The organism is Occultella glacieicola, from assembly GCF_004353825.1.
Classification (GTDB): Bacteria; Actinomycetota; Actinomycetes; order Actinomycetales; family Beutenbergiaceae; genus Occultella; species Occultella glacieicola.
Window position 1 is genome coordinate 60,882 of record NZ_SMNA01000010.1, and the last position, 17,509, is coordinate 78,390.

Consider the following 17,509-nt stretch of genomic DNA (forward strand, 5'->3'; position numbering starts at 1 on the left):
GGTGTGCCCATGGTGTGGTTCCAGGAGGAGAAGCGGTGGATCTCGCGGCCCGAGATCGAGTCACTGTGTGACCGGTTGCTGGACGAGGCGAAGCCGCGGTTGCAGATCACGTCCTACCAGCGGGTGCTGCTGCTGCCGCCGGACATCACCCGCGCCCACGCCGGCGTCGGCTGGATGACCGAGTACCTCTACCACCGCCTCGACGAGGCCGGCGCCGAGGTCCACGTGATCCCCACGCTCGGCCAGCACGTGCCGCACACACCGCAGGACAACACCTGGATGTTCGGGTCCATCCCCGAGGAGCGCATCCACGCCCACGACTGGAAGAACGGCGTCACGAACGTCGGCACGGTGCCGGCGGAGTTCGTCGCCGAGCGCACCCACGGCGCCGTGGACTGGGAGATCCCGGTGGACCTGAACACGATGACGGTCACCGAGCAGTGGGACCTGATCATCAACATCGGGCACGTGGTGCCGCACGAGGTGCTCGGGTTCGCGAACCACAACAAGAACTACTTCATCGGGCTCGGGGGCAAGCGCACCCTCGGGGCCTCCCACATGGCCTCGGCGGTGTACGGGATCGAGAACAACCTCGGCAACCTGCTCACGCCGGTGCGGGCCTGCTTCAACTACGCGGAGGAAAACTTCCTCGGCCACCTGCCCGACGTCTACCTGCAGGTCGTCATGGACTACGACTCCAGCGGCGCTCTGGCGCACTCCGGCGTGTTCGTCGGCGACGACGTGGAGACCTACGTCGCCGCCGCCCGGTCCAGCCTGAGCCAGAACATCACCCAGTTCGACGAGCCCGTGGACAAGATCGTGGCCGTCATGCAGGAGGACGAGTTCCGGGCCACCTGGGTCGCGAACAAGGCGGTGTACCGCACCCGGATGGCGATGGCCGACGGCGGCGAACTGCTGGTCATCGCGCCCGGTGTGGAGCGGTTCGGCGAGCAGCCCGAGGTGGACGCGCTGATCCGCAAGTACGGCTACCTCAGCAAGGACGAGGTGCTGGAGCTGTACAAGACCGAGGCGGACATGCAGGACATCCCGCACGGCACGGCGCACCTGGTGCACGGCTCGTCCGAGGGTCGGTTCCGGATCACGTACGCGCCCGGGCACCTGACCAAGGAGGAGATCGAGTCGGTCGGGTACGGCTACCTCGACCTGTCCGAGGCACTGGCCCGGTACGACCCGGCGGTGATGAAGGACGGCTGGAACACGATGCCCGACGGTGAACGGGTCTTCTACATCTCCACACCGTCGGCCGGCCTGTGGGCCACGCGGGAGAAGCTGTCCCAGCGCGCCGAACACGAGCAGCACTCCTGAACGGCGGACCGACCCTGCATCCCGCACCCGCTCACCAGCGCGCCCGTTTCAGCCTGACCGCAGGCGCGGCCGAGTACCTCGCCGCGCCCGCGGACCGGAGTCTGTGGCCGGACACCTGGACGCTGCAGCGGATCCGGCGGGACGCCCTCGGCGCGCTCGTCCGGGTCTACTGCGGCTGGCCCCGCACCATCGCCGCCGCCGCCGCGGTGCTCCTCGGGGCCGGCGGTGGCTTCCTCCTGATCCAGGGCCACGACGCGATGGACGTGACCGGGCTGATCTCCCGGATCGCCGGTCTCGTGCTCGTCGTGGCCGCCGTGGCCTTGGGGGGCTACGTGCTGTTCACCGGCGCGCGTCTGGTCGCGGCCATGTCCGCCTGGGGGCGGATCCGGCCCCAGGACCGCGTGGTCACGACCGGGACCCTGTTCACGCCCGCGTTCGTGGTCCGGGTGGTCGGGGCCGTGGCTGCGCTCGCCGGCGCGACCGTGCTGATCGTCCGCCAGCTGGACCCGGAGACCGCCCTGCCTGCGTTCGGGGCCGTGGCCATCATCGCGACCGGGATCATCGCCGGGCTCGGGTTGCTCGGCTCGGTGCTGGCCGTGCTGCTCGGACAGCGGGCGCCCAGCGGACCGGGGACCACGTCGCCCCGCGGCGCCGCGGCGGGCAGCCAGTACGAGCCCGGCGCGAGCCAGTACGCGCCCGGGGCCGGCCAGTACGCGCCCGGTGCGAGTCAGTACGGTCCCGGCGGGTACGCGTCGGCCGGAGCGGGCGCGTCGGCCGACCCGCCCCAGTGGCAGCCCGGGCCGGACCAGCCCGTGGGGCCGTCGGACCCCGCCGACCAGCAATGGGCGCAGCCGCCGCAGCCGGGCATGCCCGACCAGCCTGGCGGGTATCAGGGCGCAGCCGAGCCGTGGGCACAGCCGCCGCAGCCGGGCGTGCCCGACGGGCCGGACGGGTATCAGAGCGCGGCCGAGCCGTGGATGCAGCCGCCACAGCCGGGCATGGCCGACCAGCCGGGTGGGTATCAGGGCGCGGCCGAGCCGTGGGCGCAGCCGGGACAGCCCGGCCCGTCGGACGCCGAGCCGTGGGCGCAGCCCCCGCCCGCGCACCCCATGACCACCGGACACGATCCCGCGACGGCCGGACCTGCGCCGTCGGCGGCCGTAGCGCCAGCGGAACCGGCCCTTGACGGCGACGACGACATCGAGCACACCCGCCTCGTGCACCGGAACCTGCCCCCGCCGGCCAAGGAGGACGTGACCCGCGCCGTCCGGGCACCGGAGATCCAGGTGCTCCTCTCCGACGGCCGGCACCTGCCCCTGAACGCGACCACGCTCCTCGGCCGGGCACCGCAGGCACGCACGAGCGAGCAGGTGGAGGGACTGCTGGAGGTGGACGATCCCGCCGTCTCGAAGACCCACCTGTCGGTGCGGATCGAGGGCAACAAGGTCTGGGTGACGGACCGCGCGTCCACGAACGGGACCATCCTCAAGGGCCCCGGCGGGGACGAGACCGAACTGGAGCCGTGGCTGGAGACCGCCGTCGCCATCGGCGCCACCGTGCACTTCGGGCACGTGGTGCTCTCGGTGCTGCTGGACGAGGCCACTGGCTGAGCCGTCCGGTTCCCGCGCCCGCGGGGTGGGTTACACTGCCAGACATGCGCGCAGTCCGCTTGCTCCTTCCGTGCCGCGGCGAGGCCCTCTAGGCCGATCCTCGTCGCGGAGTTGTGGTGCCCGGCCCCCACAGCCGAACCAGCGACAAGGACGATCATGAGCAAGCGCACCACCTACGGGATGCCCGTAGCGAAGTACATCCCGTTCCACGACACGAACGCCGTGGACCTGCCGGACCGCACCTGGCCGGGTAAGCGGATCCAGGTGGCCCCTCGGTGGCTGTCCACCGACCTGCGCGACGGCAACCAGGCCCTCATCGAGCCGATGGACCCCGAGCGCAAGCGGAAGATGTTCGACCTCCTGGTCCGGATGGGCTACAAGGAGATCGAGGTCGGGTTCCCGTCGGCGTCGCAGACGGACTTCGACTTCGTCCGGTCGATCATCGAGGATGACGCGATCCCCGAGGACGTGACGATCTCGGTCCTGACCCAGGCCCGCCAGGAACTGATCGAGCGGACCGTGCAGTCCGTGATCGGCGCCCACCACGCCACCGTGCACCTGTACAACGCGACCGCGCCGGTGTTCCGGGACATCGTGTTCCGCAACGACAGGGACGCCACGAAGGAACTCGCCACCGCGGGCACCCAGCACGTCATGGACTACGCGGAGAAGCTGCTCGACCCGGGCACCGAGTTCGGGTACGAGTACTCGCCGGAGATCTTCATCGACACCGAGATCGAGTACGCCCTCGAGGTGTGCGAGGCGGTCATGGACGTCTGGAGCCCGGAGGAGGGGCGGGAGATCATCCTGAACCTGCCGGCCACCGTGGAGCGTGCCACCCCGAACGTGTACGCCGACCAGATCGAGTGGATGAGCCGGCAGCTGAGCCGCCGCGAGAACGTGTCGCTGTCCGTGCACCCGCACAACGACCGGGGCACCGCAGTCGCGGCCGCCGAACTGGCCGTGATGGCCGGTGCGGACCGGATCGAGGGCTGCCTGTTCGGTCAGGGGGAGCGCACCGGGAACGTGGATCTGGTCACCCTCGGCCTGAACCTGTACTCCCAGGGCGTGGACCCGGGCATCGACTTCTCCGACATCGACGAGATCCGCCGCACGGTCGAGTACTGCACCCGGATGGACGTGCACCCGCGTCATCCCTACGGCGGCGACCTCGTCTACACCGCGTTCTCCGGCTCCCACCAGGACGCGATCAAGAAGGGCTTCGCGGTCCGGGAACAGGAGATCGAGCAGGCCGGCGGGGACGACGCGGACGTCGTCTGGACCGTGCCGTACCTGCCCGTGGACCCCCAGGACGTCGGCCGCAGCTACGAGGCCGTGATCCGGGTGAACTCCCAGTCCGGCAAGGGTGGCGTGGCGTACCTGCTGCAGAGCTCGCGCAACCTCGACCTGCCGCGTCGGCTCCAGATCGAGTTCTCCCGGATCGTGCAGCGGCACACCGACGCCTACGGCGGCGAGATGAGCGCCGAGCGGCTCTGGGAGATCTTCTCCGACGAGTATCTGCCCGCCACCGAGGACAACGGCCTGACGGCGTGGGGCCGGTTCGCGCTGCACGCCACCCAGGTCTCCTCGGCCGGCGACGGCAGCGACGACGTGCTCACCGCCACCCTGCGTGACGGAACCGACGACGTCACCGTCCAGGCCCGGGGCAACGGCCCGGTCGACGCGTTCGTGAGCGCCCTGTCCCAGCGGGACGTGGCGGTCTCGGTGCTCGACTACGCCGAGCACGCCCTCTCCGGCGGCGGTGACGCCGCCGCGGCCGCCTACGTCGAGTGCGAGGTGGACGGCCAGGTGATCTGGGGCGTCGGCATCGACCCCTCGATCACCACGGCCTCGTTCAAGGCGATCATCTCGGCGGTCAACCGCGCCGTGCGCTGACCCGCTTGCTGCCGGTCCGGGGACGGAGGGTTTCGCCGCACGGTGCACGCGGTGATCCCTTCGGCCGCCGCCGCGCGACGGCCACCTCGGTCGGCTGACGCCGTTTCCCTCGGTCGGCTGACGACGGCCACCTCGGTCGGCTGACGCCGTTCCCCTCGACCACGTGCCGACCGTCCACCCCGTCGGTCGGCCGTCACCAGCCGCCGGCGCCCGCCTCACCACGGCGGGCGACCGGTACGGGCCCTCGCGTCGCGACCCACCACCCCCGCGCCGCACGCGAGGTACCCGCGTGAGAGCGCCGCCCCGGCCCATCCGGCCACCGGGCGGCGCTCTCGCCATGCCGTCGCCGAGCCCGCCCAGCCCTCGCCCTGGGTGAGGGTGCGATGGTGGTTGCCGTTTCGTCACTCTCGGCGGTGCCGCGGTGATCGAGCCCGTCGTCCGCGCGTCCGGAGGGATGCTGAGGCGGCGCTGCCGGCGGGCGCGCGGGCGGCGGGTGTGCGTCGTGGATGTGGTGTCAGCGCGTTGGTGCGGGTCAGCGAGTGTCTCCGGTGTGCTGTGCACGATCAGATCCGTCGTGGGCGCTGGGTGCGTTCGGCCCGATAAGGGGGTGTGGTGCGCGCTCGCAGCGCCACACCCCGCTTCACCCTCGGCCGGTGCCCGCCCGTTCGGGTCCCTTGTGGTGTGATCGCGACGTGTCGGGCGCGTCGTTGTCGCACCGTTACGGTGTCGCGGCCCTGGGGCGAGCGAGGAGGAGGGTGGGCCTGGGGTGCGGCGTGCCAGGGTCGAGGTGGGTGTGCGTCATCTGATGGCACCACCACACACCTGACGCACACCCCGGGCGCGCGTCGGGTCGGCCCGATGTCGGTGCGATGGGGGAGAATGTCCGGGTGAAGCTCTACCGGGACGAGGCCGTGGTGCTGCGTACCCGCAAGCTCGGGGAGGCGGACCGGATCCTCACGCTGCTCACCCGCGCGCACGGGCAGGTGCACGCGGTCGCGAAGGGGGTTCGGCGCACCTCCTCGAAGTTCGGCGCTCGCCTGGAGCCGTTCAGCGTCATCGACCTGCAGCTCTACGCGGGGCGAAACCTCGACGTCGTCACCCAGGTGGACACGCTCGCCCCGCATGGCCGGGCGATCAGCGGTGACTACGGCCTGTTCACCACGGCGACGGCGATGGTCGAGACCGCGGAGCGGCTCACCGAGATCGAGCGTGAGCCGGCCACCCAGCAGTACCTGCTGCTGGTCGGGGCACTGCGGTCCCTGGCCGAGAAGGTGCACGCCTCCAGCCTGGTGCTCGACTCCTACCTGCTGCGCGCCCTTGCGATCGCCGGGTGGGCGCCCACGTTCTCCGAGTGCGCCCGCTGCGACGCGCCCGGCCCGCACCGGGCCTTCGTGGCGCCGATGGGCGGGATCGTGTGCCCGAGCTGCCGACCGCCCGGTGCCGCGGCACCCGCCCCGGAGACGGTGGGCCTGCTCGGCTCCCTGCTCGCGGGGGACTGGCCGCACGCGGACATCAGCCACGAGCGGCACCGCAAGGAGGCCTCCGGACTGGTCGCGGCGTACACCCAGTGGCACCTGGAGCGACAGTTGAAGTCGCTGCGGCACGTGGAGCGGGCGTGAGGGCCGCCGAGCCCGTCGCCCCGCCGCCGCACCCCACCGGTGCCCGCCCGCCGGAGGTGCCCGCAGCCCTCGTGCCCAAGCACGTGGCGATCGTGATGGACGGCAACGGCCGGTGGGCGAACGCTCGCGGGCTGACCCGCAACGAGGGGCACGCCGCGGGTGAGGCCGTGCTGCTGGACATGGTCGCCGGGGCGATCGAGATCGGCGTCACCCACATCAGCGCGTACGCGTTCTCCACCGAGAACTGGAAGCGGTCGCCGTCCGAGGTCCGCTTCCTGATGGGCTTCAACCGGGATGTGCTGCGCCGGCGCCGGGACCTGATGAACTCCTGGGGGGTGCGGGTGCGCTGGGCGGGCCGGCGCCCGCGGCTGTGGCGCTCGGTGATCAACGAACTCGAGGAGGCCGAGCGGCTCACCACGGGGAACTCCACCTGCACGTTGACCATGTGCGTGAACTACGGCGGCCGCGCCGAGATCACCGACGCCGTGCGCGCGATCGGCCGTGAGGTCGCCGCCGGCCGGCTCGACCCGGAGAAGATCACCGAGCGCACCGTGGCCCGGCACCTCGACGAGCCGGACCTACCCGACGTGGACCTGTTCCTGCGCACCTCCGGGGAGCAGCGCGCCTCGAACTTTCTCATCTGGCAGTCCGCCTACGCCGAGATGGTCTTCATCGAGAAGACCTGGCCGGACTGTGACCGCCGGGACCTGTGGGACGCCGTGGTCACCTACGCACGCCGGGACCGGCGCTACGGCGGTGCGGTCGACCGGCCGGGGGAGGCCGGCGGGCCGAAGGCCTGAGGCGCACCGCGCCGGGCCGCGCCGCCGGACGGCGCCCGCGCCACCGGAGATGGCCCGCGTCCTGCCAGCCAGGGCCCGCGCTCCAGACGGCGCCTGCACTGAAGGGCGCCACCCGCGCTGACGGGCGCGGCCCGCGTTGCCAGATGCCCGGGGCCGAGGGTCAGCGACGCTCGGCGCCGGACCCCTCCTCGGCCGGCACCGCCGGCCGAGCCGGCTGCTGCGTCTCGGACCCGACCACCTCCTCGAAGGTGTCGATCACGCCGTCGTCGGCTCCGCCGTCGGGCAGCGCCCCCGCCGGCACCACGGAGCCGCCCGCACGGCGGCGCCGTCGCACCACGAGCGCGACCACACCGACCACGATCGCGACCACCAGGGCGCCGATCACGGCGAGGCCGAGTGGGCTGCCGGCGGCCGCGGCGAGGGCCGCCTCCCAGACCGCGAATCCGATCGTCGCGTAGATCGCGCCCCACGCGATGGCGCCGGGGATCTGCGCCAGCGTGTACTTCCACCAGGTGATCCGGAGCACGCCCGCGCCGGCCTGCACCATCGACTGGAACCCGACCGTCAGGTAGCACACGGGCACCGCGAACAGGCCCCAGCGGCGGATCGCGCGGATGCCGGCGTCCGCGCCGCCACCCTCCAGCCAGGTGTGCGCCCGCAGTGCCCAGCCCTGCGTGGGGTGGGTGCGCCGCAACGCCTGCTCGGTGACGATCCGGCCCGCCCAGTACATGCCCTGCCCGCGCAGCATCGCGCCGCAACTGAGGAGGGTCATGGTGAGCCAGAACGGGAGTTCGGCGAGGAAGTCAGGCATCGTGGGATCCACGGCGCGCGCACTGCGCGCAGGTGCCGAACAGTTCGGCGGTGTGCTCGACGTCGACGAAGCCGTGTGCCTGCCCGACTTCGGCCGCCCAGTGCTCAACGATGGCGGCGTCCAGCTCCACGGTCCGGCCGCAGTCCCGGCAGACCAGGTGATGGTGGTGCACCTGCTTGCGGCAACGACGGTACAGCGACTCGCCCTCGGCATTGCGCAGCACGTCCACGTCGCCGTTCTCGGCCAGGGTCTGCATGGTGCGGTAGACGGTGGCCAGTCCGACCGAGTGGCCGGCCTCGCGAAGCATCTCGTGCAGCTGCTGCGCGCTGCGGAAGTCGTCGGTGTCGGCGAGGAGCTCGCCCACGGCCGCGCGCTGGCGGGTCATGCGTTGCATCGTCACTCCCGAGCACCGGCCTTGCTGACGTTGACGTCGTCATCCATGTCCGGATGAGGATCGGCGGCGCGCCCCCGCCCGGCGCTCAGCAGCGGACGGACGGCCGCTACTACAGCGTAGACGCAGATCGCCAGGACAACGATCGTCGCTCCCGGCGCGAGCCGCTGGAAGAACGTGATCACGAGGCCGATGACGCACACCGCGGCCCCGACTCCCATCGCCGTGAACATGGTGCGCCGGAACGAGGACGTGACCAGTTGGGCGATGGCGACCGGCACGATCATCAGCGCGCTCACCAGCAGCAGCCCGACCACGCGCATCGAGACCGTCACGGTCAGCGCCGCGACCACGGCGATCAGGATGTTCAGGACCTGCACGGGCAGGCCGGTGGACCGGGCGAACTCCTCGTCCTGGGAGACCGCGAACAGGGCGGTCCGCAGCCCGATGCCGACGGCCATGATGACGGCGGCCATCACGATGGTCATGATCAGGTCGCCGGTGGTGATGGTCGCCAGGGAGCCGAACAGGTAGCCGGTCAGGTTCGCGTTCGTGCCGCCGGCGATGCTGATGATGACGACGCCGCCGGCGATGCCGCCGTAGAACAGCAGGGCGAGCGCGACGTCACCGCTGGTGCGCCCGCGGGAGCGGACCACCTCGATGAGGATGGCACCGATGACGGCCGCGACGACGGCGCCCAGCACCGCGTAGGCGTCGTTCGGTTCGGCGCCGGTCCAGGAACCGACGAGCCAGCCCATGGCGACGCCCGTGAGCGCGACGTGACCGACGCCGTCGCCCAGCAGGGACAGCCTCCGCTGCACCAGGTACGTGCCGATCACCGGCGCGGCCAGGCCGACCACGAGGGCGGCGAGCAGGGACCGCTGCAGCATCGGGCTGGAGATGACGGCGATCAGTTCGTCGAGCAGGTTCATGGCAGCGACCTCGGGGTGACGGCCTCGTGGACGTCGGCTCTCTCGTGGTGGCCGTGGTCGAGATGGACGTGTTCGTGGTCCGCGTCACCGTGGCCGGGCGCCGGCGCCGGGATGCCGCCGTCGTGTGCGACCTGGCCGTGGCGCAGCACGACGCACCGCTGGATGAGCGGACGGATCGGGCCGAGCTCGTGAAGCACGATGCCCACGGTGATGCCCTCGGACTGGAGGGTGGCCAGGAGCCTGGCGAAGGTCTGCTGGGTGGGGCGGTCCACCCCGGCCATCGGCTCGTCGAGGAGCAGCAGATCCGGGCGGCGCACGAGGGCGCGGGCGATCGCCACCCGCTGCTGCTGCCCGCCGGAGAGCTGGTGCAGAGGGCTGTTCGCGCGATCGCCGAGGTCGACGGACTCGAGTGCGGCCAGGCCCCGGGCGCGCCCGCCCCGGGGGACGTGCCAACGCCGGTCGTTGAGCAACCCGGTCAGGACCACCTCCAGGGCGGTGGCGGGGATACCGGAGCCGACGGCGGCGCGTTGCGGCACGTAGCCGATCCGCGGCCAGGGGATCTGCCGCCGTTGGGTGCGCACGGAGGTCCCGAACAGGCGGGCGTCGCCGCCGGTGATCGGGACCAGGCCGAGCAGGGAGCGCATCAGCGTCGACTTGCCGGAGCCGTTCGCGCCGAGGAGGGCGACGACCTCGCCCTCACCGACGGTCAGGTTGATGCCGCGCAGGATCGTCGCGGAGCCCAGGTCGACCCGCAGGTCCGTCACCGAGATGAGGTCGCTCATGCGCAGCCGAGCGCCCCCGTCAGTTCGTCCAGGTTGGTTCGCATCACCGAAAGATAGTCCTGTTCGGGATCGGTCAGCCCTTCGATGGGGTCGAGGACGCCGACGTCGATGCCGAGATCCTCGGCGAGGACCTCCGCGACCTTCGGGCTGACCAGGGTCTCGGTGAAGATGGTGGTCACGCCCGCGTCCTCGACGATGTGACCGATCTCGGTGAGTCGGGCCGGTGCGGGCTCGCTCTCGGGGTCCAGGCCGGAGATGCCCACCTGGGTCAGGCCGTACCGGTCGGTGAGGTAGCCGAACGCGGCGTGCGAGACCACGATGACGTCGCGCTCGCAAGTGCCCAGCGCGGCGGTGTACTCCTCGTCGAGGCCGGTCAGCTCCGCGGTGAGCGCCTGCGCGTTCGCGGAGTAGGTCTCGGCGTTGTCCGGGTCGGCCTCGGCGAAGGCGTCCGCGACGGCGTCGGTGACGGCCGCGAGCCGGGTCGGGTCGAGCCAGAAGTGAGGGTCCTCGCCCTCGAGGGAGTGGTCGTGCCCGTCATCGGCCCCGTGCTCCTCCGCGTGCTCGTCGTCGTGCTCCTCCGCGTGCTCGGACTCCTCGCTCCCGTGGATCACCAGGTCGGCCGTATCGGCCGCGTCCAGGAGCGACGGGCCGTCCGTCTCGGCCAGGGCGTCGTCGACCGCGGGCTGGAACCCGGACAGGTACACCACGACATCCGCGTCCTCCAGGCTGAGCACGTCGACGGGGGAGAGCTCCAGGTCGTGCGGCTCCGCGCCGGCCGGCGTCAGGTTCGAGACCTCGACCAGGTCACCGCCGACCTGCTCGGCCACGAACTGCAGCGGGTAGAACGTGGTCAGCACCGTCGGCACGCCCGCCGGGCCGCCTGTCCCGCTGTCCGATGCTCCGCCACAGCCGGCCAGCACCAGGGCGGTCACGGCGGTCAGGGCGGGCAGGGCGAGGGCTCGGCGAGCGATGTGCATGGGAACCATTCTCACTTGCGGTTCGCGATGGTGTCAAAGTGACCTGCGCCTCAGCCCGACGGCGTGCGGGACTGCCCGACGGCACAGGGGGCCTGCCCGAACGCGGCCGGGCGGCCACCGGCGGGTAGCCTGTCCGTGGGTCTCGCCCAGGCCAGCCAGGCCCGGGCCCGCACGTCCGGAGCCAGCCAGGCCCGGACACACATCCAGGAGTGAGTTCAGTTGGCCAAGGAGCCGTCCCGTCTCGATGCCGTCGTCAACCTCGCCAAGCGCCGGGGGTTCGTGTTCCCGTCCGGCGAGATCTACGGCGGTACCCGCTCCGCCTGGGACTACGGACCGCTCGGCGTCGAGCTGAAGGAGAACATCAAGCGGCAGTGGTGGCAGAACATGGTCCGCGGCCGCGACGATGTCGTCGGCCTGGACTCCATGGTGATCCTGCCCAAGCAGGTGTGGGTCGCCTCCGGCCACGTCGGGGTGTTCACCGACCCGCTCACCGAGTGCACCTCCTGCCACCGCCGGTTCCGCGCGGACCACCTCGAGGAGGAGTACGAGGAGAAGAAGGGCCGCGCCCCCGAGAACGGCCTGGCGGACATCGCCTGCCCGAACTGCGGCACCCGCGGCCAGTGGACCGAGCCACGCGACTTCAACATGATGCTCAAGACCTACCTCGGCCCCGTCGAGGAGGAGTCCGGCCTGCACTACCTGCGCCCGGAGACCGCCCAGGGCATCTTCGTGAACTTCGCGACCGTGATGGGCGCCGCGCGCAAGAAGCCGCCGTTCGGCATCGGCCAGATCGGCAAGTCCTTCCGCAACGAGATCACCCCCGGGAACTTCATCTTCCGCACCCGTGAGTTCGAGCAGATGGAGATGGAGTTCTTCGTCGCCCCCGGGACCGACGAGGAATGGCACCAGTACTGGATCGACGCGCGCACCGACTGGTACACCGACCTGGGCATCGCACGGGACAACCTGCGCCACTTCGAGCACCCCAAGGAGAAGCTCTCCCACTACTCCAAGCGGACCGTCGACATCGAGTACCGGTTCGGGTTCCAGGGCAGCGAGTGGGGCGAGCTCGAGGGCATCGCGAACCGCACCGACTTCGACCTGACCACCCACACCGAGCACTCGGGCCAGGACCTGTCCTACTTCGACCAGACCACCGGCGAACGTTGGGTGCCCTACGTGATCGAGCCCGCGGCCGGCCTGACCCGCTCGCTGATGGCGTTCCTGGTCGAGTCCTACCACGAGGACGAGGCGCCGAACGCGAAGGGCGGCGTCGACAAGCGCACCGTGCTCCGGCTGGACCCGCGGCTGGCCCCGGTCAAGGCCGCGGTGCTGCCGCTGTCCCGCAACGAGCAGCTCTCCCCGGTCGCCAAGGACCTCGCCGCGGAGCTGCGCAAGAACTGGAACGTCGACTTCGACGACGCCGGCGCGATCGGTCGCCGCTACCGCCGCCAGGACGAGGTCGGCACCCCGTTCTGCATCACGGTGGACTTCGACACCGCGGACGACCAGGCCGTGACCATCCGCGAACGGGACTCCATGACCCAGGAGCGGGTCGCGCTCGACCAGGTCTCCGGTTACCTCGCGGCACGCCTGATCGGCGCCTGAGCGCACGGGCCCGATGAGTCACCAGCACACCGAGCTCGACCCCGAGCGTGACCTCGGCGTCAGCGGTGCTCGTCGGGCCCGCCGCATCCTCGCGGCCTGCGTCCTGCCGCTGCTGATCGCCACGATCATCGGCCTGATCGCGCTGTGGCCGCGCGGCGACACCCCGATCGGCTCGCTCGAGAACCCGGTCGAGGGCCCGAACTTCACCACCGCCACCGTGGTGGAGGTGACCGGCGTCCTCGGCGAGGAGGTACGCGCGGAACTGCACGACGGCACCGGTCGCATCGTCCCGGTCCAGGTCCCGCCGGAGATCGTGGAGGCAGGCATCGAGGTCGGCGCGCAGATGCGGATCTTCTTCACCGCCAGCGCGCTCGGTTCCGGCAGCCCGTACGTCTTCGTCGACTTCGTGCGTGACGTGCCCCTGATCATCCTGGGTGTCCTGTACGCCCTCGTGGTGCTCGCGGTCGCCCGGCTGCGAGGGTTCATGGCGATCGTCGGGCTGCTCGCGAGCCTGGCCGTGGTCGGCGTCTTCCTGATCCCGGCGCTGATGGCCGGCGGCCCGCCGCTGCTCGTGACGCTCGTCGGCGCCAGCGCGATGATGTTCTTCGCCGTCTACCTCGCGCATGGCATCTCGATCCGGACCACGACGGCGCTGCTCGGCACCTTCCTCGGCCTCGCCGCCACCACCGCGCTGGCCGCGTGGGCCACCGGTGCGGCGAGTCTGACCGGCGCCAACTCCGACTCCTCGCTGGTATTGAACTCGGTGCTGCCCGGGGTAAATCTGCGCGACATCCTGCTCTGCGGCATCGTGATCGCCGGGCTCGGCGCCCTCAACGACGTCACCATCACGCAGGCCTCGGCCGTCTGGGAGCTGCGTGCCGCCTCCCCGGACGCCCCGCTTCGCCAGGTGTTCGCCCGGGCGATGCGGATCGGCCGCGACCACATCGCCTCCACCGTCTACACGCTGGCGTTCGCCTACGTCGGCACGGCGCTGCCGGTGCTGATGATCGTGATGCTCTATGACCGCTCCCTCGGCAGCACGCTCACGGCCGGTGAGATCGCCGAGGAGGTGGTGCGGACCCTGGTCTCCTCGATCGGTCTGGTTCTGGCCATCCCGGCGACGACGGCGATCGCGACGCTTCTGGTGCGGTCGTCGCGGGCGCGCGACCGGTTCGCCGTCCTCGCGACCTCCGACGGCGATGGTGCGGTCCGTACGGAGCCCGCCGACGGCGATGGTGGGGTCCGTGAACAACTCGCCGACGGCCGTGGCGCCCACCGGGCCCCGGGTGCTCACCGTGCCGACGGCCCCGGTGCCGCCGAGAACCGTGCCGGGCCGGACGCCGTCGACCGGTAGTTCTGGACGCCAGCACGCCGCCCGCGCGGCGACGTAGGCCTGCGCGCCCGAAGCAGGACGTCCTGTCGGACTGCCTCGGGCGGGACGGACTGCCCCGGCGGGAATCGCATCGTCAAACCGGTTGACCGACGATCGTCAAACCGGTTAGCCTGAGGCCCTCAGAGCGGAACTCAGTGTCGAGGAGCTTGATGTGGCGAAGCCGACGATCGGTGACGTCGCCCGCGTGGCGGGCGTCACCCGGGCGACGGTCTCGCACGCCTACAGCGGCAAGCGACCGATCTCGGCGCCGACGAAGGAGCGCGTGTTCGAGGCGGCCGAGTCCCTCGGCTGGGTACCCAGCCACAGTGCCCGCGCGCTCGCGACCAGGCGCGCGAACGCCGTCGGGATGGTGATCGCCCGCGACCCGGGCGTGATCGCCTCGGACTCCTTCTTCCCGGCGTTCATCGCCGGGCTCGAGTCGGGGCTCGCCGATGCCGAGGTGGCTCTGTTGCTGCAGGTGGCGGCGTCGCGGTCCGCGGAGGAGCGGGCCTACCGGTCGATGGCGCACGGCAAGGCGGACGGCGTGATCGTCGTGGACCTGCGCCGCTCGGACTGGCGGGTCCCGTTCCTGGCCGACCTCGGATCGACGGCGGTGCTCCTGGGCGCCTACGAGCAGGAGAGCCCGTTCTCCTGCGTCCGCAGCGACGACGCGGTCCAGGTCCGCCAACTGATCGACCACCTGCGTGGACTCGGCCACGAACGGATCGCGCTCGTGTCCGGTCCTCTCGACTACGTGCACTCGCACGCCCGGGCCCGCGCCTACGTCGCGGAGGTGGGCTCGGAGGAGTTGCTGCGGGAGGGCGACTTCGGGGCGGCCAGCGGCCGTGACCTCACCGCGGACCTGCTCGACCTGGCGGACCGACCCACCGCGGTGCTCTACGCCAACGACACGATGGCGATCGCCGGCCTTTCCCTGGCACGCAGCCGCGAGTTCAGGGTCCCCGACGACGTGGCCCTCGCGGGCTTCGACGACGATCACCTCTCCGCGCACCTGTCCCCGGCCCTGACCTCCGTCGCGACCGACCCGTTCCGGCGTGGTCGGATCACGGCAGAGGTACTCCTGGCCGACATCGACGGCGCCACCCCACGGTCCGTCGAGCTCGACTGCAACGAACTGCGACTGCGCGCCAGCACAGCCGCGCCAGCACCAACAATCGCTCAAGGAGGAGACCGATGAAGAAGACCACACGTACGCTCGCGGTGATCGGGGCCGTGGCCCTGCTCGCCGCCGGATGCTCCGGAGGTGACGGAGGTGACGGCGGCAACGGCGGCGACGCCGGCGGCACCGGGCCGATCGACATCTGGCTCTCGAACAACGAGGCCGAGCTCGCCTGGGGCAACGCCGTCGTGGAGGCCTGGAACGCCGAGCACCCGGACGAGCAGGTGACCGCTCAGGAGATCCCGGCAGGGGCGTCCTCCGAGGAGGCGATCACCGCGGCGATCACGGCCGGCACCGCGCCATGCCTGGTCTACAACATCGCCAACGCCGCCGTCTCCGGCTGGGTCCGCCAGGGTGGCCTGGTCAACCTGTCCGAGTTCGAGGACGGGGACTCCTACATCACCGACCGCGGTGGCGAGAACGTCACCAGCTACCAGACCGACGGGGCTTTCTACCAGCTCCCGTGGAAGTCCAACCCGGTGATGGTCATGTACAACAAGACCGTCTTCGCGGCCGCCGGGCTCGACCCCGAGAACCCCGGGATGGCTACGTTCGACGAGTTCCTCGACGGCTCCCGGCAGATCGTCTCCTCCGGCGCGGCACAGAGCGCCATCTGGCCCTCACCGACGAGCGAGTTCTACCAGCCCTGGTTCGACTTCTACCCGCTCTACCTCGCCGAGACCGGCGGCACGATGCTCGTCGAGGACGGCGCGGCCACCTTCAACTCCGACGAGGGTCGGACGGTCGCGGAGTTCTGGGCGACCATGTACTCCGAGGGGCTCTCGCCGCAGGAGGCGTCCACGGACGACGCGATGTCCGCGGGCACTACCGCGATGCAGCTCGCCGGGCCGTGGGCGATCGCCTCGTACGCCGAGAGTGTCGACGTCGGGTTCATGCCGGTGCCGTCCTCCAGCGGGGCGGAGGACGTGTTCACGTTCGCCGACTCCAAGAACATCTCGATGTTCACGGCATGCGAGAACCAGGCCACCGCCTGGGAGTTCCTGAAGTTCTCCACGAGCGAGGACAGCGACGGCCAGCTCCTGGAGAACACCGGGCAGATGCCGATCCGCACGGACCTGGCCACCACGTTCGGCGACTACTTCGCGGCCAACCCGATCTACGAGTCTTTCGCCAGCCAGACCGAACGCGTCGCCGACGTGCCGAGCATCGACAACTCGGTCGAGGTATGGCAGGTGTTCCGGGACGAGTACTCCTCGGCGGTGATCTTCGGCAGCGAGTCCGTCGATGACTTCCTCACCAACGCCGAGACCGAGATCAACGGCCTCGTCGGCGGCTGACGTGACCACGACGACCCGGCTGCGCACCCCACGCCGTCCGTGGTGGGGTGCGCAGCCGATCGGCACCCTGTTCGCGCTGCCGTACCTGGTGTTCGTCGTGGTGGTGTTCGTCTACCCGTTGTTCTTCGCGGTCTACATCGCGTTCCACGACTACATCTTCACGGCGCCGGGGGTCTCGGTGCCCACCCCGTTCGTGGGGTTCGACAACTTCGTCGACGTCCTCACCGACTCGGCGGTCCTCGAGGCGTTCCGGAACACCGGCGTGTTCCTGGTCATCTTCGTACCGCTCACCGTGGTGCTCTCCCTGGTGCTCGCCACGGCCCTGAACGCGGGGATCCGGTTCGTCTCGGCCTACCGGGTCGCGTTCTACGTGCCGTACCTGACCGCGAGCGTGTCCCTGGTGGGCGTCTGGATGCTGTTGTTCTCCCAGAACGGGCTCATCAACACGGTCCTCGGGCCGCTCGCGCCCGACCCGTCCTGGCTCGTGAACTCGGGGCTGGCGATGCCCACGATCGCCCTGTACGTCACCTGGAAGCAGCTGGGCTTCTACATCCTGCTCTACCTCGCTGCCCTGCAGAACATCCCCAAGGAGCTGTACGAGTCCGCCGCCACCGACGGCGCCACCATGCGCCAGCGGTTCCTGAACGTGACCGTGCCCGGCGTCCGGACCACCACCACCCTGGTGCTGATCCTGGCGATCATCCTCGGCGCGAACCTGTTCACCGAGCCCTACCTGCTCACCAACGGCGGCGGGCCCGACGGCGCGAGCACCACGCCGGTGCTGCTCATCTACCAGAAGGGCATCCAGCAGCAGAACCCGGACACCGCGTCCGCGATCGGGATGCTCCTCGTGGTCGCCGTCGGGCTGCTGTCCCTGGCCGCCAGCCGCCTGAACCGGGAGACGTGA

15 protein-coding genes are annotated in these 17,509 nt (G+C 71.0%); 10 read left to right on the top strand and 5 right to left on the bottom strand.

From position 1 onward, the window contains the following. Positions 1-9 precede the first annotated feature (9 nt). The 5 genes from EXU48_RS18750 to EXU48_RS18770 all read left to right on the top strand — a co-directional run bounded on the left by EXU48_RS18750 (position 10) and on the right by EXU48_RS18770 (position 7,251). Positions 10-1,326, top strand: a complete 1,317-nt coding sequence (locus EXU48_RS18750) for a lactate racemase domain-containing protein (RefSeq protein WP_133109224.1) — start codon at positions 10-12, stop codon at positions 1,324-1,326. Further along, the gene (locus EXU48_RS18755) at positions 1,272-2,936 is read left to right on the top strand and encodes an FHA domain-containing protein (protein ID WP_133109225.1); all 1,665 of its coding nucleotides are present in this window, start codon (positions 1,272-1,274) and stop codon (positions 2,934-2,936) included. Before EXU48_RS18750 ends, EXU48_RS18755 begins: the two co-directional genes overlap by 55 nt. 156 nt (positions 2,937-3,092) lie before the next feature. Next, positions 3,093-4,832: a 2-isopropylmalate synthase gene (gene leuA, locus EXU48_RS18760; protein ID WP_235857135.1), complete on the top strand. Its 1,740-nt coding sequence runs from the start codon at positions 3,093-3,095 to the stop codon at positions 4,830-4,832. An 887-nt stretch (positions 4,833-5,719) separates the two neighbouring features. Next, positions 5,720-6,451, top strand: coding sequence for a DNA repair protein RecO (recO, locus tag EXU48_RS18765; protein ID WP_235857136.1), 732 nt, complete (start codon positions 5,720-5,722; stop codon positions 6,449-6,451). Beyond that, positions 6,448-7,251 (top strand): isoprenyl transferase, encoded by an 804-nt coding sequence (locus EXU48_RS18770; protein WP_133109227.1) that lies wholly within the window; start codon positions 6,448-6,450, stop codon positions 7,249-7,251. Before recO ends, EXU48_RS18770 begins: the two co-directional genes overlap by 4 nt. Positions 7,252-7,411: 160 nt before the next feature. On the opposite strand, the gene EXU48_RS18775 is transcribed toward EXU48_RS18770, so the two are convergent. The 5 genes from EXU48_RS18775 to EXU48_RS18795 are packed head-to-tail and all read right to left on the bottom strand — an operon-like array spanning position 7,412 to position 11,144. Beyond that, positions 7,412-8,062, bottom strand: coding sequence for a DedA family protein (locus EXU48_RS18775; RefSeq protein WP_133109228.1), 651 nt, complete (start codon positions 8,060-8,062; stop codon positions 7,412-7,414). Next, complete coding sequence (locus tag EXU48_RS18780; protein ID WP_133109229.1) at positions 8,055-8,456, bottom strand: Fur family transcriptional regulator; 402 nt, start codon at positions 8,454-8,456, stop codon at positions 8,055-8,057. Before EXU48_RS18780 ends, EXU48_RS18775 begins: the two co-directional genes overlap by 8 nt. A 2-nt stretch (positions 8,457-8,458) precedes the next feature. Further along, a complete protein-coding gene (locus tag EXU48_RS18785; RefSeq protein WP_133109230.1) occupies positions 8,459-9,385 on the bottom strand; it encodes a metal ABC transporter permease in 927 nt (308 codons plus the stop codon). Further along, the gene (locus EXU48_RS18790; RefSeq protein ID WP_133109231.1) at positions 9,382-10,167 is read right to left on the bottom strand and encodes a metal ABC transporter ATP-binding protein; all 786 of its coding nucleotides are present in this window, start codon (positions 10,165-10,167) and stop codon (positions 9,382-9,384) included. The genes EXU48_RS18785 and EXU48_RS18790 overlap by 4 nt, the downstream gene beginning before the upstream one ends. Next, complete coding sequence (locus EXU48_RS18795; protein WP_235857137.1) at positions 10,164-11,144, bottom strand: metal ABC transporter substrate-binding protein; 981 nt, start codon at positions 11,142-11,144, stop codon at positions 10,164-10,166. The genes EXU48_RS18790 and EXU48_RS18795 overlap by 4 nt, the downstream gene beginning before the upstream one ends. A 219-nt stretch (positions 11,145-11,363) precedes the next feature. Between EXU48_RS18795 and EXU48_RS18800 the strand changes: the two genes are divergently transcribed. The 5 genes from EXU48_RS18800 (at position 11,364) to EXU48_RS18820 (ending at position 17,509) form a co-directional block, all read left to right on the top strand. Then, a complete protein-coding gene (locus EXU48_RS18800) occupies positions 11,364-12,752 on the top strand; it encodes a glycine--tRNA ligase (protein ID WP_133109233.1) in 1,389 nt (462 codons plus the stop codon). 13 nt (positions 12,753-12,765) lie between these two features. Continuing rightward, on the top strand, positions 12,766-14,106 hold the full coding sequence (locus EXU48_RS18805; RefSeq protein ID WP_133109234.1) for a YibE/F family protein: 1,341 nt from the start codon (positions 12,766-12,768) through the stop codon (positions 14,104-14,106). A gap of 190 nt (positions 14,107-14,296) precedes the next feature. Next, positions 14,297-15,322 carry a LacI family DNA-binding transcriptional regulator gene (locus EXU48_RS18810; protein ID WP_133109235.1) on the top strand — a complete coding sequence of 342 codons (1,026 nt, stop codon included), beginning with the start codon at positions 14,297-14,299 and terminating at the stop codon, positions 15,320-15,322. Then, a complete protein-coding gene (locus tag EXU48_RS18815; RefSeq protein ID WP_133109236.1) occupies positions 15,319-16,602 on the top strand; it encodes an extracellular solute-binding protein in 1,284 nt (427 codons plus the stop codon). The genes EXU48_RS18810 and EXU48_RS18815 overlap by 4 nt, the downstream gene beginning before the upstream one ends. 1 nt (position 16,603) lies before the next feature. Further along, on the top strand, positions 16,604-17,509 hold the full coding sequence (locus EXU48_RS18820) for a carbohydrate ABC transporter permease (RefSeq protein ID WP_235857138.1): 906 nt from the start codon (positions 16,604-16,606) through the stop codon (positions 17,507-17,509).